The organism is Streptomyces sp. NPDC021224 (assembly GCF_044332905.1).
In the GTDB taxonomy this organism is placed as follows: domain Bacteria; phylum Actinomycetota; class Actinomycetes; order Streptomycetales; family Streptomycetaceae; genus Actinacidiphila.
Map to the genome: position 1 here is coordinate 121,665 of NZ_JBIRPW010000015.1, position 21,159 is coordinate 142,823.

The 21,159-nt window shown below is 75.4% G+C and carries 14 protein-coding genes, 1 pseudogene and 2 riboswitches; of the genes and pseudogenes, 9 read left to right on the forward strand and 6 right to left on the reverse strand.

Annotated features, from left to right (window positions below; translation table 11 throughout):
• Window positions 1-39: 39 nt before the first annotated feature.
• Window positions 40-150, reverse strand: a pseudogene (locus ACH4PY_RS29180) (ammosamide/lymphostin RiPP family protein); the annotation flags it as partial.
• A gap of 584 nt (window positions 151-734) precedes the next feature.
• On the opposite strand from ACH4PY_RS29180, the gene ACH4PY_RS29185 reads away from it, so the two are divergent.
• A complete protein-coding gene (locus ACH4PY_RS29185) occupies window positions 735-1,424 on the forward strand; it encodes a response regulator (protein ID WP_398189359.1) in 690 nt (229 codons plus the stop codon).
• Window positions 1,425-1,521: 97 nt separating this feature from the next.
• Here the strand turns inward: ACH4PY_RS29185 and ACH4PY_RS29190 are convergent, their stop codons facing one another.
• Window positions 1,522-2,013: a universal stress protein gene (locus ACH4PY_RS29190; protein WP_398189361.1), complete on the reverse strand. Its 492-nt coding sequence runs from the start codon at window positions 2,011-2,013 to the stop codon at window positions 1,522-1,524.
• A 320-nt stretch (window positions 2,014-2,333) separates the two neighbouring features.
• Between ACH4PY_RS29190 and ACH4PY_RS29195 the strand changes: the two genes are divergently transcribed.
• Entirely contained in the window at window positions 2,334-3,821 is a 1,488-nt protein-coding gene (locus ACH4PY_RS29195; protein WP_398189364.1) for a hypothetical protein, read from the forward strand.
• A gap of 71 nt (window positions 3,822-3,892) precedes the next feature.
• Here ACH4PY_RS29195 and lysA read toward each other — a convergent pair whose 3' ends face one another.
• Window positions 3,893-5,233 carry a diaminopimelate decarboxylase gene (gene lysA / locus ACH4PY_RS29200; RefSeq protein WP_398189367.1) on the reverse strand — a complete coding sequence of 447 codons (1,341 nt, stop codon included), beginning with the start codon at window positions 5,231-5,233 and terminating at the stop codon, window positions 3,893-3,895.
• Window positions 5,234-5,243: 10 nt separating this feature from the next.
• Window positions 5,244-5,579 carry an SAV_915 family protein gene (locus tag ACH4PY_RS29205; RefSeq protein ID WP_398189370.1) on the reverse strand — a complete coding sequence of 112 codons (336 nt, stop codon included), beginning with the start codon at window positions 5,577-5,579 and terminating at the stop codon, window positions 5,244-5,246.
• 251 nt (window positions 5,580-5,830) lie between these two features.
• On the opposite strand from ACH4PY_RS29205, the gene ACH4PY_RS29210 reads away from it, so the two are divergent.
• From ACH4PY_RS29210 to ACH4PY_RS29240, 7 genes are all read left to right on the forward strand, one after another.
• On the forward strand, window positions 5,831-7,804 hold the full coding sequence (locus ACH4PY_RS29210) for a potassium transporter Kup (protein WP_398189373.1): 1,974 nt from the start codon (window positions 5,831-5,833) through the stop codon (window positions 7,802-7,804).
• 70 nt (window positions 7,805-7,874) lie between these two features.
• Window positions 7,875-8,657, forward strand: a complete 783-nt coding sequence (locus ACH4PY_RS29215) for a MerR family transcriptional regulator (RefSeq protein ID WP_398189376.1) — start codon at window positions 7,875-7,877, stop codon at window positions 8,655-8,657.
• 234 nt (window positions 8,658-8,891) lie between these two features.
• Window positions 8,892-8,970, reverse strand: a riboswitch (cobalamin riboswitch).
• Window positions 8,971-9,065: 95 nt separating this feature from the next.
• Window positions 9,066-9,213, forward strand: a riboswitch (cobalamin riboswitch).
• Between the two features lie 108 nt (window positions 9,214-9,321).
• Complete coding sequence (locus ACH4PY_RS29220; protein ID WP_398189379.1) at window positions 9,322-12,957, forward strand: prenyltransferase/squalene oxidase repeat-containing protein; 3,636 nt, start codon at window positions 9,322-9,324, stop codon at window positions 12,955-12,957.
• On the forward strand, window positions 12,954-13,910 hold the full coding sequence (locus tag ACH4PY_RS29225; RefSeq protein ID WP_398189382.1) for a hypothetical protein: 957 nt from the start codon (window positions 12,954-12,956) through the stop codon (window positions 13,908-13,910). Before ACH4PY_RS29220 ends, ACH4PY_RS29225 begins: the two co-directional genes overlap by 4 nt.
• The gene (locus ACH4PY_RS29230) at window positions 13,907-15,082 is read left to right on the forward strand and encodes an energy-coupling factor transporter transmembrane component T (RefSeq protein ID WP_398189385.1); all 1,176 of its coding nucleotides are present in this window, start codon (window positions 13,907-13,909) and stop codon (window positions 15,080-15,082) included. Before ACH4PY_RS29225 ends, ACH4PY_RS29230 begins: the two co-directional genes overlap by 4 nt.
• Entirely contained in the window at window positions 15,079-16,779 is a 1,701-nt protein-coding gene (locus ACH4PY_RS29235) for an ABC transporter ATP-binding protein (RefSeq protein ID WP_398189389.1), read from the forward strand. The genes ACH4PY_RS29230 and ACH4PY_RS29235 overlap by 4 nt, the downstream gene beginning before the upstream one ends.
• Window positions 16,780-16,829: 50 nt before the next feature.
• Complete coding sequence (locus ACH4PY_RS29240; RefSeq protein WP_398189526.1) at window positions 16,830-17,636, forward strand: ECF transporter S component; 807 nt, start codon at window positions 16,830-16,832, stop codon at window positions 17,634-17,636.
• Between the two features lie 15 nt (window positions 17,637-17,651).
• Here the strand turns inward: ACH4PY_RS29240 and efeB are convergent, their stop codons facing one another.
• Both efeB and efeU read right to left on the reverse strand, forming a co-directional pair.
• Window positions 17,652-18,905, reverse strand: a complete 1,254-nt coding sequence (efeB, locus tag ACH4PY_RS29245; RefSeq protein ID WP_398189529.1) for an iron uptake transporter deferrochelatase/peroxidase subunit — start codon at window positions 18,903-18,905, stop codon at window positions 17,652-17,654.
• 187 nt (window positions 18,906-19,092) lie between these two features.
• Window positions 19,093-21,129: an iron uptake transporter permease EfeU gene (gene efeU, locus ACH4PY_RS29250; RefSeq protein WP_398189392.1), complete on the reverse strand. Its 2,037-nt coding sequence runs from the start codon at window positions 21,127-21,129 to the stop codon at window positions 19,093-19,095.
• Between the last annotated feature and the right edge of the window lie 30 nt (window positions 21,130-21,159).

Sequence of the window (21,159 nt, forward strand, 5' to 3'; positions counted from 1 at the left end):
TTACCGGCGTTCGCTGCCCGCGCCCTGCGCGCCCGTCCGTCAGACGGTCGCGAGCGCGAGCGGCGCGATCTTGCTCTCGACTTCCTCGAACACGAAGTCCACGTCGTCCAGTTCGGCCACGTCGTCGAGCTCGTCCAGCTCGTCGGGATCGTCCGTGGCGTCCGGACCGTCGGTCACTGTCTCGTCCTTGACGTCTTCCATCTGCATCCCCTGTGTGTCGGACATCGGTCGGGAGGTGCCGAACGCGAAGGCCGAGCCCGTACGCCCGGTTTGCACCCGCTCACACCCAACTGAGTACCCATCACTCACCGCATCTACTCGGATGCTCTGCGCTATCACCCGCAGCTCGCGCCGTGTTGACGCCCAGTGCCCCCGCCCGTCCGCCGGCGCTCACCGCCGCCCCGCCCGCGCGCCCTTGCGCCCCGCGCTCGGCACCGCCGCCGGGCCGGGCGGCGTTCAGGCGGCGGTGGACGGGCGGCCGTAACCCCGGGCCGGCCACCGCGTTCCACCGGGCGGCGGACCCCGGCCGTACGGACCGCCGCCCGCCCGCCGAAGGCCCCGCCGCTCCCGGCTCGCCCGGACGTACCCGCCGCCGGAACACCACGGCGGGCCGCGCGCCAGCGGGCGCGGCGACACCGACCGGGGCCAGGGGCCGAATCCGGGCAGTTCCTGCAGAACGCCCCGTCCGTCGGCTACCGGCTCGCCACCCGGCCGCACGCCGCCGAGGCGGGCCGGTGACCCGCATCCTCGTCGTGGACGACGAAGCACCCGTGCTCAGGTCCCTGGAGATCGGCCTCACCACCAGCCACTACACGGTGGACCTCGCCGACGACGGCCGGCAGGCCCTGCTGGAGGCCGTCAGGAATCCGCCCGACCTCGTGATCCTCGACCTCGGTCTGCCGCAGATCGACGGCCACCAGGTGATCAGGTCGCTGCGCGCCCGGAGCCAGGTGCCCGTCATGGTCCTGTCGGGGCGGACCGGCGCCGACGACAAGGTGACCGCGCTCGACGAGGGGGCCGACGACTTCCTCACCAAACCGTTCGCGATGAAGGAACTCCTCGCGCGGGTGCGGGCACTGCTGCGCAGGCCTGCCGCCGTCCAGCAGCGTTCCCCCGTCACGGTCATCGGCGAGTGGACGCTCGACCTGAGCGCCTGCACCGTGCGGCGCACAGGCGACGGCGACGCCCCGGCGCCGCATCTGACCCCGACGGAGTGGCGGCTGCTCAAGGTCCTCATCCACCACAGCGGCGAGCTGGTGACCAGTCAGGAGATCCTGCGGCAGGCCTGGGGCCCCGAGCACGCGGACAACACGAACTACCTGCGCGCCTACTTCCTCGCCCGGCGGCAGAAGCGGGAGCCCGACCCCGCGCACCCCCGCCACCTGCTCAACCACCGGGGCGTCGGATACCGCCTCCAGCCCTGACCGCGCGGCGGGCGGTGTCACCACGGCGCCCCCGCCGTGGTGACGTCCCCGTACGAAGCCGCCGGACGACCGCCGCGCGGCGCGGGCGGACCGCCCGTCACGCCGCCGAGTGCGACCCCAGGGGACGGTCCGGCCCGCGCATCAGCTCGGACGGCGGGACGGCGAGCACGTCGCAGCGCGCGTGCGCCAGGCAGTAGCGGGCCACCCCGCCGTGGAAGAGCCGGGCGAGGCCGCCCTGGCGGCCGGTACTGACCACGAGCAGGTCGTCGGGCCGGTCGGCCAGCTGGGTGAGGGCGGTCCCGGGCTCACCGCGCGCGGTCACCATCCGCAGCGGAACGCCGTGCGGGTGACCGCCGAAGGCGTTCCGGAAGGCGTTCTCCAGGCGTGCCGCCGCCGCGTCCTCCCAGGCCGCGAGCAGCGGTGTGCACGGCGCCCGGCGGTAGGCGCCCTCACCGCCCGCGGGCGTCCAGGCGAGCACCGCCACGAGGAGACCGCCCCGGTCCCGGGCCTCGGCCACCCCCCTGTGCAGGGCTCCCAGGCTCAGCAGCGACCCGCTGACGCCGACGACCACCCGCCCGTTCCGTGCCACCGCGCGCCGCCTCCTTCCTCGTCCGTGTGCCCCGGGACGGCGGTGCCCCGTCCGTCGCGCCCCCAGGAAACCGCCGCCCGGCCCCTGCGGCCCCGTCCCTGACGCGATCCCTACGAGCCGCCGCCCCCTCCTGACGGCCTTCTGACGCCCCGACACGCCGCGCCCCGGCGGCCCGACGCCTCGTCAGGGATACGTCAAGACGCCCGGCCCCGACGTCAGCGCGGCGTCAACGGCCGCGCCGCGGCCCCGGGCGCGGCACGAGGCTGGCGGACCTACGGGGGACGCACGGGCCTTTGACCGAGCGAGGGGGAGGCCCGCCCATGGCCGGGGCGCCGGTGACCGCGACGACCGAAGGCGAAGGCGACGGCGGTCCACCGCAGCCGCCCGCTCCCGAGCTGCTGCCGCTGCGGGCACGGTGGAGGACCTGGCCGTACACCGTGCCCCGCGAGGTGCGGCTGCTGCGCGCCGGGGTCCTCGTCCTGACCGCCGCCGTGGGGGCGCTGCTGCTGGTCACGGGGCTCACCGCGTCCGGGACGTGGGACCGCGTCGACCACCGTGCCGCGCCCCGGGTCACCGGGGCCGACGACCTGTACTTCGCGCTCAACGACATGGACGCCCAGGCCGCGAACCTCCTGCTGTCCAGCGGCGGCCGGGGCCTCACCCCGATGCCGGCCCAGCACTCCACCGCCCTGAAGCTGTACGGCAGCGCCCGGCACGCGGTCGGGGTGGACCTCCAGACCCTGGCCGCCGCCGCCCAGGGCGACCCGAAGGCCACCGCCACCGTCGTCGGCTTCGACGACGACTTCGCCCGCTACCAGGAACTCGTCTGCCGGGTGCGGGAGAACGACCTCCACCCGGCGGAGAAGGCCACCGCTCTCGGCAACTACCGCACGGCGACCGACCTCCTGCGCCAGTCCCTGCTGCCCGCCGCCGAGCGGCTGGGCCAGAACAACGACGGCGCCTTCGAGGACGTCTGCACCGGCGCGCGCGGGGCGACCCGGGTCCGGCTCGCGCTCCTCGCGGTGCTCGGCGGCGCGCTGCTCCTCGTCCTCGTCCTCACCCAGGTCCGCCTCGCCCGCCGGTTCCACCGGACGGTCAACCCGGGGCTCGCCGCCGCCACCTTGTGCGTGGCCGCGGCCTGCGGGCTCGGCTGGTCGGCGACGGCCGCGCAGGCGCACGACCTCGAGGTCGCCCGCCGGGACGCCTTCGACTCCGTCGTCGCCCTGTCCCGCGCCCGCGCGATGACGTACGACGCCAACGCCGACGAGAGCCGCTACCTCCTGGACCCGGACCGGCGCGGGACGTACGAGCAGGCCTTCCAGGACACCTCGCAGCTCCTGCTCACCCTGCCCGCGGCAACCCTCGGCACCTACGACGCCCGGCTCGCCGACGCCCTGGCCGCCTACCGCGCCCGTCACACCGACCTGCGCTTCACCGGTGCCTACGGCGACGAGTTCCGCAACATCACCTTCCCCGGGGAGCGCGCGGCGGCCGAGGCCACGGTACGGGCGTACGCCGTCTACGAGAAGGACGACCGGACGTTCCGCTCGCTCGTGCGGCAGGGACGGCTCCAGCAGGCCGTGGAATTCTGCATCGGCTACGACAAAGGGGCGTCCAACTACCACTTCGAGCAGTACGACACGGCCCTGCGCGCCCTGATCGGCATCAACGCGGACGCCTACGGCGCGGCGGTGTCCGACGGCCGCGCGGCGCTGACCACCCGTCTGCCGGGAGCAGGCGCCGCCCTGTCCGCCGCCGCCGTGCTGACCGTCCTGGGGCTGCGGCCGCGGCTCGCCGAGTTCCGCTGACGCGCCCGCGGCCGGACCGTCCTCCCGTGCCGGGGAAGCGGTCCGGCCGCGGGCGCCACGCGGGGAAGCCGTCAGATGCCGACGTCGCGGGCGCGCAGGTCGGCCGCCGACTCCCGGCGCACCAGCAGCCGGGCCCGGCCGTCGGCGACCGCGACCACCGGGGGGCGGCCGACCATGGTGTAGCTGGAGGCCATGGACAGCTGGTACGCCCCGGCGACCGGCACCGCCAGCAGGTCACCGGGGCGTACGTCCGCGGGCAGCGGCACGTCCTCGGCGAGCACGTCGCCCGCCTCGCAGTACCTGCCCACGACCGTGACCTGCGCGGGGCCGGCGGCCGAGGCCCGGCCGACGAGCGCGGGCGCGTACCGGACCCCGTACAGCGCGGGCCGCGGGTTGTCGCCCATGCCGCCGTCCACGGCGACCAGGATCCGGCCACCGGTGTGCTTGACGGCCAGCACACGGTAGACGGCGACCGCGGCGGGGCCGACGACCGCCCGGCCCGGCTCGACGGTCACCCGGGGGACGGGCAGGCCGCTGCGGCGGCAGCCGTCGGCGAGTTCGGCCCTGGTGCGCGCGGCCAGCGCGGTGATGTCGAGGGCCCTGTCGCCGGGCCGGTGGGCCACGGCGTGGCCGCCGCCGAGGTCGAGCTGCGGCAGGACGACACCGTGCTGGTCGCGGATGCGCGCCAGCAGGCCGATCAGCCGCCGCAGCGCCGCCAGGTACGGCCTGATCTCCGTCACCTGGGAGCCGATGTGGCAGTGCAGGCCGACCAGCTCCAGGCGGGGCTGCCCGAGGATCCGCTCGACCGTGTGCTGCGCGGAGCCGTCGGCGACGGACACGCCGAACTTCTGGTCGTCGGTGCCGGTGCGCAGCGCCTTGTGCCCGCCGGCGACCACGCCGGGCACCACCCGCAGCAGGACCTTCTGCCGGTCGTGCGGGGCGACGAGCGTGGCCAGCCGGGCGATCTCGGTGGGGGTGTCGATCACGATCCGCCCGACGCCGAGCCGGACGGCCGCGCGCAGGTCCTCCGGTGTCTTCGCGTTGCCGTGCATCACGATGCGGTCCGGCGGGAAGCCGGTGGCGACCGCCAGCTCCAGCTCACCGGCCGAGCAGACGTCCAGCCCCAGCCCCTCGGTGCGCACCCACGTCGCGACGGCCCGGCACAGGAACGCCTTGGCCGCGTAGACGACGTCGGCCTCCGGGAAGGCGGCGGTGTACGTACGGCAGCGGCCGCGGAACTCGCCCTCGTCCAGCACGTAGAGCGGGGTGCCGAAGCGGTCGGCGGCCTCGCCCAGCGGGACCCCCGCGACCGCCAGGTCACCCTCGGGGGTGCGCGCGGCCGACGCCGGCCACACCGAGAGGTCGTCCGGCCCGGCGGTGGGCACAAGGCTCGTGGTCAGGGATACGGACACAGGTCGCCTCCTAGCCGACGAGCAGGTGATGAGAGGCCTTCGGGACGGACGGCCCCGGGGCCGGCGCCGACAGCCGCGGGTCGATGCGCAGTTCGGTGATGCCGAGCGGACCGGCCAGCGCGCGCAGGGCCGGTGCCGACAGGCGCGCCCAGCGCTGGTCGGGACCGAGCGTCCGGACCAGGGACCGCTCGCTGGTGAACGCGACCGCGACGCGCCCGCCGAGGGCGTCGCGGAAGAAGCGGGTGGTACAGCCCAGGGATCCCGGCCGGACGGGGACGAACAGCGCGTGCCCGGCCGGGCCCCGTTCGAGGGGCTCTGCTGCCTCCGGTGTGCTGGGTGCCTGCATGGCGGACTCCTCGTGGTGTCGGTGGCCGCGGGCGTTCAGGACCCGCGGCACTCCACGACGCTATCCCCGCCCCGGCGGGCGGCGTCGCCCCTCCTGACGTGCGCTTGACGCCGCGGGCCCGGACTTGACGCACCCCTGACGGCCGCCCCCGGCCGCGGTGTCGCGGCGCCCGGGGAACGCCCGGGACGCGGTATATCGTCCGCTTTGGTGCAGTGACCCGGATCGCGAAGCCCGTACGGAGGAGGACCACCATGGCCGATCGTCCAGCGGGAGGGACGCCCGGCGACGGCCCGCCCCCCGGGCCCGGCGTCCGGGGCCCGGAATCCGCCGCGCGCGCGGCGGCCCGGCCGGCGCTGGTGGTCGGGGCGCTCGGCGTGGTCTTCGGCGACCTCGGGACGAGCCCGCTCTACACCCTCCAGACCCTGTTCGACCCGGCCGACCCGCATCCCGTCCCGGTGTCGGCCCAGAACGTCTACGGGGTGGTGTCCCTGGTGTTCTGGTCCGTCACGGTCATCGTCTCGGTCACCTATGTGCTCCTGGCGATGCACGCCGACAACGACGGCGAGGGCGGCATCATGGCGCTGATCACCCTGTTGCAGCGGTGGAGGGCGCTACCGGGGCGGCGGGTGGCCGCCGTGCTGACCGGGCTCGGGATCTTCGGCGCGTCCCTGTTCTTCGGCGACAGCATGATCACCCCGGCGATCTCGGTGCTGTCGGCCGTCGAGGGGCTCAAGGTCGTCCAGCCGTCCCTGCACAGTGCGGTCGTGCCGATCACGGTGGCGATCATCGTGGCGCTCTTCCTGGTCCAGCGCCGGGGAACGGCGGCGGTGGGCCGCGTGTTCGGGCCGGTGATGGTGGTGTGGTTCACGGTCATCGCGGCCTGCGGGATCTCCGGCATCGCCGACCACCCGGGCATCCTGCGCGCGCTGTCGCCCGGCTACGCGCTGGGCTTCCTGTTCGGCCACTTCGGCACGGCCTTCTTCTCGCTGGCCGCCGTCGTGCTCGCCGTCACCGGAGCCGAGGCGCTCTACGCGGACATGGGCCACTTCGGCCGCCGCCCGATCACCCGGGCCTGGGTCTTCCTGGTCTTCCCGGCGTGCGTGCTGAGCTACTTCGGCCAGGGCGCCCTCATCCTCGCCGACCCGCACAACATCAGCAGCCCGTTCTTCCTGCTCGTGCCGCACTGGGGGCGGCTGCCGATGGTGTTCCTCGCCACGGCGGCCACCGTGATCGCCTCCCAGGCGGTCATCACCGGCGCGTACTCGGTCGCCTCGCAGGCCGCCCGGCTCGGCTACCTGCCGCGGCTGCGGATCGCCCACACCTCCGAGTCGGCCATCGGCCAGATCTACGTGCCGTGGATCAACTGGCTGCTGATGGCCTCGGTCCTCACCCTCGTCCTCGCCTTCCGCAGCGCGACCGCCCTGGCCTTCGCCTTCGGCATGGCGGTGACCGGCACGATCACCATCACCACGCTGCTGTTCTTCTACGTGGCCCGCGCCAGGTGGCACACCCCCGTGTGGCTGCTGTCCGCGGGCGCGGGCCTCCTGCTCGCCGTCGACCTGCTGTTCGTGGCGGCGAACCTGACCAAGCTCGTCCACGGCGCGTGGCTGCCCCTGCTGATCGGCGTCACCGCGTTCACCGTCATGACCACCTGGCAGCGCGGCCGCGAGATCGTCACCGCCGACCGGGCCCGGCGCGAGGGCCCGCTGCGGGAGTTCGTCGACGACCTGCGCGACCCGCGCTCACCGGTGCGCCAGGTCCCCGGCACCGCGGTCTTCCTCAACCGGGACCCGCGGACCACCCCGCTGGCCATGCGCGCCAACGTCGAGCACAACCACGTGCGGCACGCGCAGGTGGTGATCCTGTGCATCGAGACCGAGCCCGTGCCCCGGGTCACCCCCGACGAGCGGGTGCTCATCGACGACCTCGGCTACACCGACGACGGCATCATCCATGTCACCGCCCGGTACGGCTACATGGAGCGGCCCGACGTGCCCGGCGCGCTCGCGGTGCTCGATCCGGCCAGGACCGAAGGGCCGCTCGACCTCGACGGCGCCTCCTACTTCCTCTCCACGATCGAGCTGCACCGCGGCAAGGCGCCCACCATGAGCCCGTGGCGCAAACGGCTGTTCATCGCCACCTCCTACATCACCGCCGACGCCGCCGGGCATTTCGGCCTGCCCCGCGACCGCACGGTGATCATGGGCGCCAACATCGAGGTCTGACCGGCCCTCACCGCGTCCGCCCGGCCGCGGACTTGACCTTCGAGCCGGGTGGAAGGCCTACCGTCGCGGCATGGACGCGATGCGGATCTCCCAGCTGGCGCGGCGCTCCGGCGTCCCCGCCACCACACTGCGGTTCTACGAGCGCCAGGGCCTGCTGCCCGCCGAGCGCACCGGCGCCGGCTACCGGCTCTACCGCCAGGACGCGCTGGAGCGGCTGGCGTTCATCGGCGCCGCCAAGCAACTGGGCCTGCCGCTGGGGGAGATTGCCGAACTGCTTGCGGTGCGGGCGGGCGGCCGCTGCCGGGAGGTGAAGGCGGACCTGCGGCCGCGGATCGCCGCCCGGCTGGCCGCGGCCGAAAGCGCCGCGGCCGGGCTGCGCGACCTCGACGCGGCCCTGCGGGCGGCGATCGGGCACCTGGACGCGCTGCCGGACCGGGACGGCGGCTGCGACCCGCGGTGCGGTTTCCCCGCACCCGCCCGCCGCAAGCCGCCCGCGCCGGTCGCCGTGCGGCTGTCGCCGCGCGCCGGGGCCGCGGGCGCGCGGGAGCACGCCGGGGACCGGCGGACCGCCGCGGTCGCGTGCTCGCTGTCCGGCGGAGGCATGGCCGCGCGCGTCACCCGGTGGCGCCGCCTGCTCGCCGGGGCCGCCCGCGCCCCGCTGCCGGGCGGCCTGCGGCTGACCGTCCCCGCCGGACGGGCCGCCGCGCTCACCCGTCTGGCAGCGGCGGAACAGCGGTGCTGCCCCTTCTTCGACTTCCGCCTGCACCTGGACGGACCCCGGGCGCATCTGGAGGTCCGCGCCCCCGCCGAGGGCGCCGGTCTGCTCGCGGAGATCTTCGCCCCCGCCGTCTGAGGGAGCGGCACCGGCCGGGGCCGCGGTGGCGAGCAGCATCGTGCCCGCGGCGAGCGGGAGGGCGACGAGGGCGGTACGGGACCGGTGCGCGAGAGTGCGCATGCTCATGCGAAGTGCTCCTGGGGGTGGGGGCGCCGCACGTCCCGGCCCGAGGGCCCGTCACGGCCGCCCGGAGCAGAGGCGGTCGCCGCCCGGTCGCGTGGTCGGGCTTCCGCAGGTACAGCGTCGCCGGGCGGGTGATCGGGCTCGGGCGGACCCTGCGGCCCACCCCTACCGTTGCGCGTCAGCCCCGGGTTCCGACCGGGTTCCCCCTGCGCGGCGACTCGCGGAGGACAGGCCGACGGCGCCGCCCGGCAGAAGAGGGCGTCCGGGCGCCGGGCACGTGGTGAAGGCAACGGTGCGCGACGTTGACGTCACAGCACCTCGCGTGATGCCATGAAACGCATTTCCGATTCAGCAGCCAGGGGAAGCCGGTCCGAGTCCGGCGCTGACCCGCAACCGTAGGCCCTCCCCCGGAGGGCGAGCCGGAACACCTGCGCTGGACGAACGTCAGAACGCCGTCGAGGACTGCGGCACGGACGACCGGGCCGGCGCGCGCGAGTGTGCCGTCGCCCGCGCCTTCCGCGGTCCGCCGTCCTCGCCGGGCCGACCTGGGGGGCCACCCGTGCTTCACAACCTCCGGCGACGCGGCAGTGGACTGCCGCGTGCCGCCGTCCTGTCCACCGCCGCGGTGGCGCTGTTCGGCGCCGCCGGCCTCGTCCCGTTCGCGGGCACCGCGCAGGCCGACCCGATCGGCGACTGCACGCCGACGACCGGCGCGATCGTCGCGGTCGACTACGGGCACTGGGACGGCCCGGTGCTGCGCGGGTGCGACGCACACCCCACCACGGGCATGAACCTGCTGCACAACGGTGGGTTCAGCACGGCCGGTACGGCGCACGACGGCCCCGACTCCATCTGCCGGATCGGCAACGACGGCTACGACGGCGGCACCCCCCACCCCACGCCCGCCGACGAGACGTGCGCGGTCACGCCCCCCGCGAACGCCTACTGGTCCTTCTGGATCGCCCCCGCGGGCCAGGACACCTGGGTGTACAGCCCGCTCGGGGTGTCCGAGGACCACCCGGCGGACGGCGAGGTCGAGGCCTGGGTCTTCGGCGCGACCGGCACCGGCGGACCCTCCTTCACCCCGGCCTCGGTACGCGCGCCGGGCGGCCCGGCGACCACCTCCCCGGGCGGTCCGCCGCCCACGACCTCCGCCGACGTGCCGGCCGCCGCCGCCTGGCTCGTGGGCCGGCTCACCGACGGCGACCACGTCGCCGACGGCTCGGGCACCGTCGATTACGCCGCCTCCGTCCGGATCGGGCTCGCGCTCGCCGCGACCGGGGGACAGGACGGCGCGCTGCGGGCGATCGACGCCTACCTGGCCGCGCACGCCGACGCCTACCTGCTGCCCGACGCCGGCGACACCGTGCCGCGCTCGACCGCCGTCGCCGACCTCGCGCTGCTCACCGAGGTCCTGGGCGGCGACCCGACCCACGTCGGGGGCCGCGACCTGCTCGCCGACCTCACCGACCACGTGTGCACGGCCGTCGCGGGAAGCCTCGGCAACTGCACCGCCCCCGGCGACTTCTACGGCGCCACCTCTCCCGACACCCAGGCCCTCGCGCTGCTCGCGCTGTCGCGCGGCGGCGTCACCCCGCCCGCCGCGGCCGTGGACCGGCTCACCGGCATGCAGTGCGCGGACGGCGGTTTCTCCGGCTCGATGCCGGCGCCGGGCGGCCGCTGCGACTCCGACCCCGCCACCACCGCCGAGGCAGTCCTCGCCCTCAAGGGCCTGACCGGCACCGCGGACGCCGTCGCCGCCGCCTCGGCGTACCTGGTCACGACGCAGTCCGCGGACGGCGGTTACCCCGCCGCCGACGGCGCCCCCGCCGGTGACACCTCGACCACCGCCGCCGCCGCCCAGGCGCTGGGCCTGCTCGGCCGCACCGACGAGGCCGCCACCGCGCGCGGCTGGCTGGCGGCCCGGCAGACCGACGCCGGCGGCTTCACCGGCGACCCCTCCGGCACCGACCCGGACCTCTACCCGTCCACCGCCGCCACCCTCGCCGTGACCGGCAGCGACCTGGCGACGCTGACCCACCACCTCACCACGGCCACGCCCACCACCACGTGGCCGACCCCCTCGGCGAGCACCACGGGCACCCCGAGCGCCACCCCCACGGTGACGCAGACCCCGGCCCCGGCCCGGCCCGACCTGGCCAAGGGCGTCGCCTATCTCGTCAACCGTGACAACCTCGTCGGCGGCCACTACTACGAGTCCGCCCCCGGCAGCGGTTTCGCCGACTTCGGCCTCACCATCGACGGCCTGTTCGCGCTGTCCGCCGCGGGCGGCGCCGACGACACGCTCGCCGGTGTCACCGGCTTCCTCCAGCACGGCAAGGACGCCTCCGGGCGCGACATCGACGGCTGGACACTCGTCGGCACGGCCTCCGCGCAGGGCGGCTCGCTCGCCAAGGAGGCCGTCGCCGCCGAGGTCACCGGCTCCGACCCGCGCTCCTTCGGCGGGCACGACCTGATCGCCGCCCTGGAGGGCACGATCTGCACGGCCGCCGACCCGTCCGCGGGCTGCGCGGCCAAGGGCAACTACGCCTACGCCACGTCCGTCGTCGCACAGTCTCTCGGCGTCATCGCCCAGTTGCGGGCGGGTGACACCGCCTCCGCGGCCGGACCGATCGCCTACCTGGAGAGCTTGCAGAACGCGGACGGCTCCTGGCCCGGCATCCTCCCCGCCAAGGGCGACAAGGAGGTCGACAGCACGGCGACGGCCATGATGGCCCTCGACCTCGCACCCGGGACGGACGCCGCGGACGCGGTGACCCGGGCCGCGTCGTGGCTGGCCGCCCAGCAGCTCACGGACGGCGGCTTCCCGGGTGCCGCCGGGGACTCCGCCAACTCCGCCGCGCTCGCGATCCAGGGCCTGGCCCTGCAGGGCACCCGGTACGCCGGGCAGATCGCCGCGGCCCGCGCCTTCCTGGCGGGTCAACAGAACAGGGACGGCGGCTTCCGGGCCGGCGCCGACACCGGCCAGGAGGAGTCGGACCTGCGCGCCTCGACCCAGGCGGTGGGCGGCGCCGGGGGGACGTCCCTCGGCCGGCTGCTGCGTGACGTCGGGGACCAGAAGGCCGCGGCGGCCGGGTCGGCGTACCTGGTGGCGCAGCTCAAGGGCGGCGACCACCTCGCCAACGACTACGGTCCCGACTACGGCCAGACCGCCGACCTCGCCCTCGCCCTCGCCTCCACCGGCGGCCAGGACAAGGCCCTGACCGCGGTCACGGGCTACCTCGCCGGCCACGTCGCCGACTACGCCGACCCGGCAGGCACGTCCGCCTACCCGGGCCCGTACAGCGGCGCGGCCGCCAAACTCGCCCTGCTCGCCGAGGTCATGGGCCAGGACCCGCGCGCGTTCGGCGGCTTCGACCTGCTCACCACCCTCACCGCCCACCTGTGCACCGCGGCGGCCTCGGACGGCAGCTGCACCGCGCCCGGCGACTTCGGTCAGGCCTACTCCACGGTCTCGCAGGCCCTCGGTGTGATCGCCCTCTCCCGCGGCGGCGTCACCGTGCCGTCCGCGGCGGCGGACCGGCTGCTCCAGCTCCAGTGCGCGGACGGCGGCTTCTCCTCGCCGCTCCTCGCACCCGGCGCCGAGTGCACCTCCGACGTGGACACCACCGGCTACGCGGCCCAGGCCCTCGCCCTGCTGCCCGACCACGCCGACGCCCTCGCCAAGGCGCGCGCCTACCTCGTCAAGGCGCAGCAGAAGAACGGCGGTTACCAGGGCGCCGCGGGCCTGAGCAGCAACTCCACGGCGCTCGCCGTGCAGGCGCTGCTCGCCACCGACAAGGTCCGGCCCGAACAGGCCCGCACCGGGCAGGAGTTCCTGCTCGTCGCGCAGAACAAGGACGGCGGCTTCCGCGTCACCGACGCCGCCGGGGACTCCGACGTCCGCTCCACCACCCAGGCGGTCCCGGCCCTGGCCGGCACCCCGCTGACCACCCTCACCCACGCGCTCGCGCACATCACCCCGTCGGGCGGCGACCACGCCTCCGGCGGCACGGACGGCGGTACCGACGGCGGCACGCAGGCCGACGGCTCCGGCGGCGGCTCCCTCGCCGCGACCGGTACGAGCGTGCTCGCGGCGGCGGGCCTGGCCGCGCTGCTGCTCGCGGCGGGCGGCGTGCTCACCGGCGTGCGGCGCAGGAACGCGGCGGCGCGTCAGCCGGGGAGCCACCGATGAGCCCGGCACAGCGGGCCCGCACCCTCGTACCGCGTCTGCTCGCCGTCCTCGGTCTGCTCGCCGCCCTCGTCGGAGGCGGGCTGACCATGGGCGCGGCCCCCGCGTCCGCCACCGCGCAGCCCATGAGCGCGTGCACGACCACCAAGGGTGTCGTCCTCGCGGTGGACTTCCGCAAGTGGGGCGGCCCGCTGCTGCGCTCGTGCGGCACCACACCCACGACCGGCTACGCCCTGCTCAACCAGGGCGGTTGGGCCACCACCGGTACGCAGCACGACGGCCCGGCCTTCGTCTGCCGTATCGGCTACTCCGGGTACAAGGGCGGCACGCAGTACCCGACGCCCAAGGACGAGGCGTGCGTGGTGACCCCGCCGACCACCGCGTACTGGTCCTACTGGTACGCCGGCCCGGGGCAGAGCACCTGGTCCTACGGCCGGCTGGGCGCCGCCGGCTACCACCCCGGACCCGGCAGCGTCGAGCTGTGGACTTTCGGGGCCACCGACAGCGCGGGCACCGAGGGCCGCCCCGCCTTCTCGCCGGACACGGTACGGGCGCACAACACCACACCGGGCGGCACGAAGACCTCCGCCCCGGCCAAGCCGAAGCCGAAGCCCAAGCCGACGTCCCCGCCCGCGGCCACCACCCCCGCGGACAGCGCCCCGTCGCCCACGGTCAGCGGCACCACCGTGGCGACGTCCATGACCCCCTCGCCCTCCGGTGACGCCGTGCCCGGCACCACACCGCCCGCCGGCACCGGCACCGGCACCGGCACCGGCACCGGCACCGGCACCGGCGCGGACGTGGCGGACCAGCCCCAGGCACAGGACGCGGAACCGACCGCGGCGGCCCACCACTCCTCCGGCTCGATCCTCCCGGTCGCGATCACCGTCGCCGTCGTCGCCCTCATCGGCGCCGTCATCGGCATCCGGCTGCGGCAGCGGCGGAACGCCGGATGACCGCCGCCACCGGGGGCGGCGCGGGAGGCGGCGGCCGGCGGCTGCCGCGCACGCTGCACCCCGGGGCGTGGTGGCTGTGGGGCCTGGGGCTGGCCACGGCGGCGAGCCGCACGACCAACCCGCTGCTGCTCGGCCTGGTCCTCGCCGTGCTCGCGCTCGTCGTCAGCGAGCGCCGCACCGACGCGCCCTGGGCCCGCGGCTTCCGGTACTACCTGTGGCTCGCCCTGGTCGTCATCGCGATCCGTGTCGTCTTCCGCTGCGTCTTCGCCAGCGGCATCACGCCCACCGACCACATCCTCTTCTCGCTCCCGCACATCCCCACGCCCGACTGGTACGCGGGCATCCAGCTCGGCGGCCCCGTCTCGCTGGAGGCCGCCCTCTCGGCCGCGATCGACGGGCTGCGCCTGGCGTGCCTGCTGTGCTGCATCGGCGCCGCCAACACCCTCGCCAATCCCAAGCGGGCGCTGCGGGTGCTGCCGGGCGCGCTGTACGAACTCGGCGTCGCCGTCACGGTGTCCATCAGCGTCGCCCCCCAGCTCGTCGAGAGCGTCCAGCGGGTGACGAAGGCCCGGCGGCTGCGCGCCGACCGTGCCACCGGCCTGCGGGCGCTGCGCAGCATCCTCGTCCCCGTGCTCGAGGACGCCCTCGAACGCTCCCTGTACCTGGCCGCCGCCATGGACTCGCGCGGCTACGGCCGCTCCGGCACCGCCACCCGCACCGCCCGGCGGACCACCGCCGCCCTGATGCTCGCCGGCATGCTCGGCCTGTGCGCAGGCGTCTACGGGCTGCTCGACGGGACGACGCCGAAGGCGCTGGGCCTGCCCGCGCTGCTCGGGGGCTCCCTGCTGTGCTGCGCCGGGCTCGCGGTCGGCGGGCGCCGGGTGCGCCGCACCAGCTACCGGCCCGACCCGTGGCGCGGGCCCGAGTGGGCGGTCGCGGGCTGCGGGGTCGTCACCGCGGCGCTGCTCTTCCTGACCGTCGGCTACAGCGGCAACGACCTCAACCCGAGCCTGTACCCGCTGCGCTGGCCGTCCCTGCCGTGGCTGCCGGCCGTCGCGATCCTGCTGGCCGGCACCGCCGCCGTCACCGCCCCGCCGCCGCCCGCGGGCGCGGCGAAGAACACGGCGGCGCCGGCACGTACCGCACAGACCACGAGCGAGGCCCTGCTGTGATCCGCTTCGAGAACGTCGGCGTCACCTACGGCGACGCCGACCGGCCCGTGCTGCGGGACGTGGACCTCACCGTCGAGGAGGGCGAACTCTGCCTGGTGGTCGGCCGCACCGGGGCGGGCAAGTCCACCCTGCTGGGCACGATCAACGGGCTCGTGCCGCACTTCACCGGCGGCACCCTCGCCGGACGCGTCACCGTCGACGGCCGCGACACCGCCCAGCACCCGCCGCGCGAACTCGCCGACGTCGTCGGGGTGGTGGGCCAGGACCCGCTGGCCGGTTTCGTCACCGACACGGTCGAGGAGGAACTGGCCTACGCCATGGAGCAGCTGGCCGTTCCCGCCGACGTCATGCGCAAGCGCGTCGAGGAGACCCTCGACCTGCTGGGACTGGCCGACCTGCGGCACCGGGCGCTCGCCGAACTGTCCGGCGGGCAGCAGCAGCGGGTCGCGATCGGCTCGGTGCTCACCGCCCACCCGCGCGTGCTGGTGCTCGACGAGCCGACGTCCGCGCTCGACCCGACGGCCGCCGAGGAGGTGCTGGCCGCGGTGACCCGGCTGGTGCACGACCTCGGCGTCACCGTCGTACTGGCCGAGCACCGGCTGGAGCGCGTCGTGCAGTACGCCGACCGCGTCGTCCACCTCACGGGCGACGGCACCGTCACCGACGCCCTGCCCGCCGAGGCCTTCCGCACCGCGTCCGTCGCCCCGCCCGTGGTGGACCTCGGGCGGCTGGCCGGCTGGGACCCGCTGCCGCTGTCCGTACGCGACGCCCGCCGCAACGCCGCCGCCCTGCGCCGCCGGCTCGCCGACGCCCCCGCCGTGCCCCCGGCCCGCACCCCCGCCCCGCCGGGCCCGGCGCTGCTCACCGCCCGCGGCGTGCTCGTGCGGTACGGGGACACCGTCGCCGTCCGCGAGGCCGATCTCGACCTGCGCGCGGGGGAGGTCACCGCGCTCATGGGACGCAACGGATCCGGCAAGTCCTCCCTGCTGTGGGCCCTGCACGGCGCGGGCCCCCGGCAGGCGGGGACGGTCCGGACGCAGTCCGCGGACACGCCCGCCGCCCCCGGCACGGCGGCCCCGACGGCCCCGACGGCCCCGACGTCCGCGGCGCGCCGCCGGCTGTTCGCCGGCCGCCGGGCGGAGCGCGCCGCCGCCGTCCGCCACCGGGTCGGCCTCGTCCCGCAGACCCCGACCGACCTGCTCTACCTGGAGACCGTCGGCGACGAACTCGCCCAGGCCGACCGGGAGTCGGGCGCGGCCACCGCCCGCTCGCTGCTGGACAGGTTCGCGCCCGGCATCCCCGACGGCATCCACCCCCGCGATCTCTCCGAGGGCCAGAAACTCGCCCTGGTCCTCGCCATCCAGCTCACCGCCGCGCCCTCGGTCGTCCTCCTCGACGAGCCGACCCGGGGCCTGGACTACCAGGCCAAGCGGGCGCTGATCGGCATCGTGGACGCGCTGGCCGCCGAAGGCCGCGCCGTCGTGATCTCCACGCACGACGTGGAGTTCGTGGCGGCGGGCGCGGACCGGGTCGTCGTCATGGCGGAGGGCGACATCGTGGCCGACGGCCCCACGGCGGACGTCATCGTGGCCTCGCCGTCCTTCGCCCCGCAGGCCGCGAAGATCCTCGCGCCGCTGCCCTACCTGACCGTCGGCCAGGTCGCGGACGCGCTGACGGCGACGGGAGCCGCGTCATGACCGCCACCGCCGTACGGGAGGCGGGCCGCCGCCACGCCACGGCCGTCCGGATGCACGCCACCGCGGTCGTCACGGTCGTGCTGGCCGCGTTCATCGGCCTGGTGGCCTTCTTCTGGCCGTTCGTCGTCGCGCCGGGCCACTTCGGCAGCTCCTACGCGCCGCCGCTGATCTTCGGGGTACTGCTGCTCCTGGTCCTGGCGGTGGTCTTCGCCCAGATCGCGGACGGCGGTATCGACTCCAAGGCGCTCGCCATGCTGGGCGTGCTGTCCGCCGTCAACGCAGGCCTGCGCCCGCTCGGCGCCGGGACCGCCGGGATCGAGACCGTCTTCTTCGTGCTGGTCCTCGCCGGGCGTGTGTACGGCCCCGGCTTCGGCTTCACCCTCGGCTGCACGTCGCTGTTCGCGTCCGCGCTGCTCACCGGCGGGGTCGGCCCCTGGATGCCGTACCAGATGTTCGGCTGCGCCTTCGTCGGCATGCTCGCCGGGATCCTGCCGCGCGCCCGCGGGAAGGCCGAGATCCTGCTCCTGGCCTGCTACGGCTCGGTGTCCGGCTATCTCTTCGGCTTCCTGCTCAACCTCTCCTTCTGGCCCTTCTCCACCGACCCCAGCAGCTCCATCGCCTACCTCCCCGGCCTGCCCTTCACCGAGCAGTGGCACCGCTACCTGGTCTTCGACGCCACCGCGTCCCTCGGCTGGGACACCGGCCGCGCGGTCACCAACTTCGTCGCCATCCTGCTGGCCGGTCCCGCCGCCCTGACCACCTTCCGCCGGGCCGCCCGCCGCGCCAACTTCACCGGCCCGCGCCGTTTCGTACCGCCCCCGTCCGGGGCCGCCGCCGACGCCGAACGCTCGCCGTAGGAGCGTCCGGCGGGGTCAGCCCGCGGCGAGCAGGCCGCGTCCCAGCCAGTCGTGCGCGTCGCGGACGCCGGGCAGGACGTAGAAGTAGCCGCCGCCGACGGGGGATATGTAGTCGACCAGCGGTTCGTCGATCAGCCGGGTCTGCGTCGCCTCGAACTGCCGCACGACGTCCTGCTGGTAGCAGCAGAAGACCAGGCCCATGTCGAGGTTGCCGACCTGGTCGACGCCGCGGTCGAAGTTGAAGCCGCGGCGCAGGATGCGGGAGTCGTCGGTCTTGGCGGTGCGCGGGTTGGCCATGCGGATGTGGGCGTCCAGCGGGATGGCGTTGCCGTCGGGATCCTTGGGGTAGTTCGGCGCGTCGGTCTCCAGCGCGCCGTCCAGCGGAGCGCCGGTGTCCTTGCGGCGGCCGAACATCTTCTCCTGCTCGGTGAGGGAGACGCGGTCCCAGAACTCCACCAGCATCCGGATGATCCGCACGACCTGGTAGCTGCCGCCGGTGGCCCACGAGGGCTCGCCGAGGCCGTCGGTGACCCACACCAGCCGGTCCATCTCCCGGGAGGAGGACACGTCGGGGTTGACGATGCCGTCCTTGAAACCGAGCAGGTTGCGCTGCGAGCCGGTGGGGCGCGGGGCGTTCTGGAAGCCGTCCACGCGCCACTTGATCTGCATCGCGCCGCGGGTGTGCCGGGCGATGTCGCGCAGCGCGTGCAGCACGGTGTCGGTGCTGCCGCCGCAGATCTGCAGCGAGAGGTCGCCGTGGCACTGGGCGGCCGCGAGGTTGTCGTTGGGGAAGGTCCGCATGGGGCCGAGCCGGCGCGGTCTGGCGGCGGCCAGGCCGTAGCGGTCGTCGAAGAGGGACGCGCCGACCCCGGCGGTCACGGTGAGGGCGTCGGCGGGGACGGTCGGACCGAGGATGCCGTTGTCGGAGGGCGGGGCGCCGACGCCGAGGTCGGCCGGGGTGCCGCCGGCGGTCAGGAAACGCGCCCGGTCGGTGAGGGTACGCAGCAGGTCCGCGAGTTCCGCCCGGCTGTCGGCGATGACGTCGAACGACACAAAGGTGGCCGCGGCCGGTGCGGGAGTGGTGACGCCCGCCTGGTGCACGCCGTGGAACGGCACGGCGGGGGCGCGGCCCGGCTCGGCGGAGTCCGACGCGTGCGCGGCGCCGCCGCCCGCCGCCGAGGTCAGGGCGAAGCCGCCGCCGGCCAGCGCGGCCGCGCCGCCCCCCGCGCCGAACGCGGTCTTCACGAAGGACCGGCGTCCGGCGCCCATCGGGCAGCTGCCCTGCGGCGTCGCGGGTGCCTTCGGGCCCTCGGGGCGGGGGGATTCGGCGGGCATCGGGGGGTTCCCTTCGGGATGCGGTCGGTCGGTGGGGTCTTCGGCGTGCGGGCGGTCGGTGGGGCTTTCAGGTGCGGGCGGGCGGATCCGCCGGGCACGGGGTCCGGCGGAGCGGTGCCCGTCACGCGGACTTCCGGATCTCCAGGAGGTCCGGCACGGGCGCCAGATCCTCCAGCAGCTGGCCGGTCACGCCGTTGATCTTCTGCCGGGCCACCGGGTCCAGCCGCCCGACCGGCGTCCAGGCGGCGCCGTGGTGCGCGGCGTCCAGCAGGCCCTGGAGGCGGGTGACGTCGGCGTCGACGGCGGTGAGCTGCTGCGGTGCCCGGCGGCTGATCAGCGGGCGCAGCACGGCGAGCAGCTCGCGGGTGCCGGCCAGGTTGGCGTCGGCGGTGGCCAGGCTGCTGCCGCTGCCCTGGTCGGTGTCGCCGGTCAGCTCGAACTGGAGGGTGTTCTCCAGGATCTCGTGGCTGCGCAGCGGCAGGTCGGACGGGTCGAAGTCCTGCGTCGGGAACGCCGCGCGCAGCCCGGTCACGTCGCTTGTGAGCCGGTCGGCGAAGGGGCGCAGGGCGGCGGCGGACTGCCCGTGCCACAGGCCGTACTCGATGCGGTGGAAGCCGGTGAAGTCCGGGTCGGCGACACCGCCGGGCAGGCCGTCCTTGCGGCCGTTGATCTTCGCGTCGAAGTCGGCGAAGGTGCCGTAGGCCGCGCCGAGCGAGGAGTACGTGAGGTGTGCGGTGAGCCAGTCGGTACGGGCCGCGCCGAGGTCCCCGGTCCGGAGGTCGGCGGCGAGCTTCGCGGTCTGCGCCTGGAGCCTGCCGAGTCCGGCGTCCACGTAGCGGCGGTACGCGGCGAGCGGCGGTTCCAGCTCCGCGGCGGCGAGCGGCAGCACGGGCTTGGCGGAACCGCCGCCGTCGACCCGGACCGTCGCGGAGGTCACGGCCTTGCCGCCGGTCGGCACGCAGCGCCAGGCGTACGCGCCGCTGCCGACGGTGGCGACCAGGTCGCGGGTGGTGCCGGGGGCCAGGCCCTCGATCTCGCCGTAGACCGCGTTGCCGACCGGGTCGATGAGATAGACCTCGGACGCCTTGCTGCCGGTGTTGTGCATCCGGAACGTCTGGCGGCCCGGGCGCGGGGCCGTGAAGCCCTTGCCGCAGTCCGTCTCCGACACGCTCACGGTCGAGGCCGCGGCCTTCTTCCCGCCGGACGCCGCGATGACGAGGCCGGCGACCACGGCCGGAACGGCGAGCACGGCGACCGGCACGGTCCAGCGCGGCATTCGCCCGGCGGCGGACGCGGGCGTGTCGGTGGCCCCCTCCGCCGCGGTGGCCCCGGGAGCGGCGGGCGCGACCCGCAGCCCCCGGACGAACACCGGCATGACCACGGCCAGATATCCCGCGTACGCCACGACCTGGAGCCACGTCATCTGCGTCGTGAGGTTGAGCACCCCCTGCACGAGCTGCGCGTACCACGAGGTCGCGTCGATGTGCGCCGAGACGTCCACCAGGTACGAGCCGCCGCCCGGCAGGACCTTGCCCTCCTGGAGGTCGCGCAGGCCGTACCCGAGCACGCCCGCCGCGATGACGATCAGCCCGAAGCCGGTCCAGGTGAAGAACCGGGTCAGATTGATCTTGAGGACGCGCGTGTAGAGCCCCCGGCACAGGCCGGTCGCCACCACGAGGCCGATCGCCCCGCCGAGCAGCGGCCCGGCGCTGGAGCCGTGCGCGGTCTGCGCGTTGGTCCACAGGAAGAGCGCGGTCTCCAGCCCTTCGCGGCCGACCGCGAGGAAGCTCGTGACGACGAGCGCGCCGGCCCCCATCGTGAGCGCGGCGGCCACCTTCTCCTTGATCTCCCCGGAGAGGTTGCGCGCGTTGCGGCGCATCCAGAAGATCATCACGGTGACGAAGGCCACCGCGACGACCGAGAGGAAGCCGCCGAAGGCCTCCTGGGCGCTGGTGGGCATCTGCTGCGAGCTGAACGTCAGCACCGCGCCGAAGCTGAGCGACAGCCCGACGGCGGCGGCCACGCCCGTCCACACCTGCGGGAGCCGCTCCCGGTTGTCGCCGCGGACCAGGGTGGCCACGAGGATCGAGACCACCAGGCCGGCCTCCAGGCCTTCTCGCAGGCCTATGAGGAAGTTGGGGAACATGTTGTCCCACATGAAGGTGCCCTCCCGGGACCGCCTCGGCCG

Bases quoted from the DNA above. Each gene is read 5' to 3' on its own strand.
- ACH4PY_RS29195 (WP_398189364.1), top strand. From the start codon at position 2,334: ATGGCCGGGGCGCCGGTGACCGCGACGACCGAAGGCGAAGGCGACGGC.
- ACH4PY_RS29205 (WP_398189370.1), bottom strand. From the start codon at position 5,579: ATGCAGGCACCCAGCACACCGGAGGCAGCAGAGCCCCTCGAACGGGGC.
- ACH4PY_RS29210 (WP_398189373.1), top strand. From the start codon at position 5,831: ATGGCCGATCGTCCAGCGGGAGGGACGCCCGGCGACGGCCCGCCCCCC.
- ACH4PY_RS29215 (WP_398189376.1), top strand. From the start codon at position 7,875: ATGGACGCGATGCGGATCTCCCAGCTGGCGCGGCGCTCCGGCGTCCCC.
- ACH4PY_RS29225 (WP_398189382.1), top strand. From the start codon at position 12,954: ATGAGCCCGGCACAGCGGGCCCGCACCCTCGTACCGCGTCTGCTCGCC.
- ACH4PY_RS29230 (WP_398189385.1), top strand. From the start codon at position 13,907: ATGACCGCCGCCACCGGGGGCGGCGCGGGAGGCGGCGGCCGGCGGCTG.
- ACH4PY_RS29240 (WP_398189526.1), top strand. From the start codon at position 16,830: ATGCACGCCACCGCGGTCGTCACGGTCGTGCTGGCCGCGTTCATCGGC.
- efeB (WP_398189529.1), bottom strand. From the start codon at position 18,905: ATGGGCGCCGGACGCCGGTCCTTCGTGAAGACCGCGTTCGGCGCGGGG.
- efeU (WP_398189392.1), bottom strand. From the start codon at position 21,129: ATGTGGGACAACATGTTCCCCAACTTCCTCATAGGCCTGCGAGAAGGC.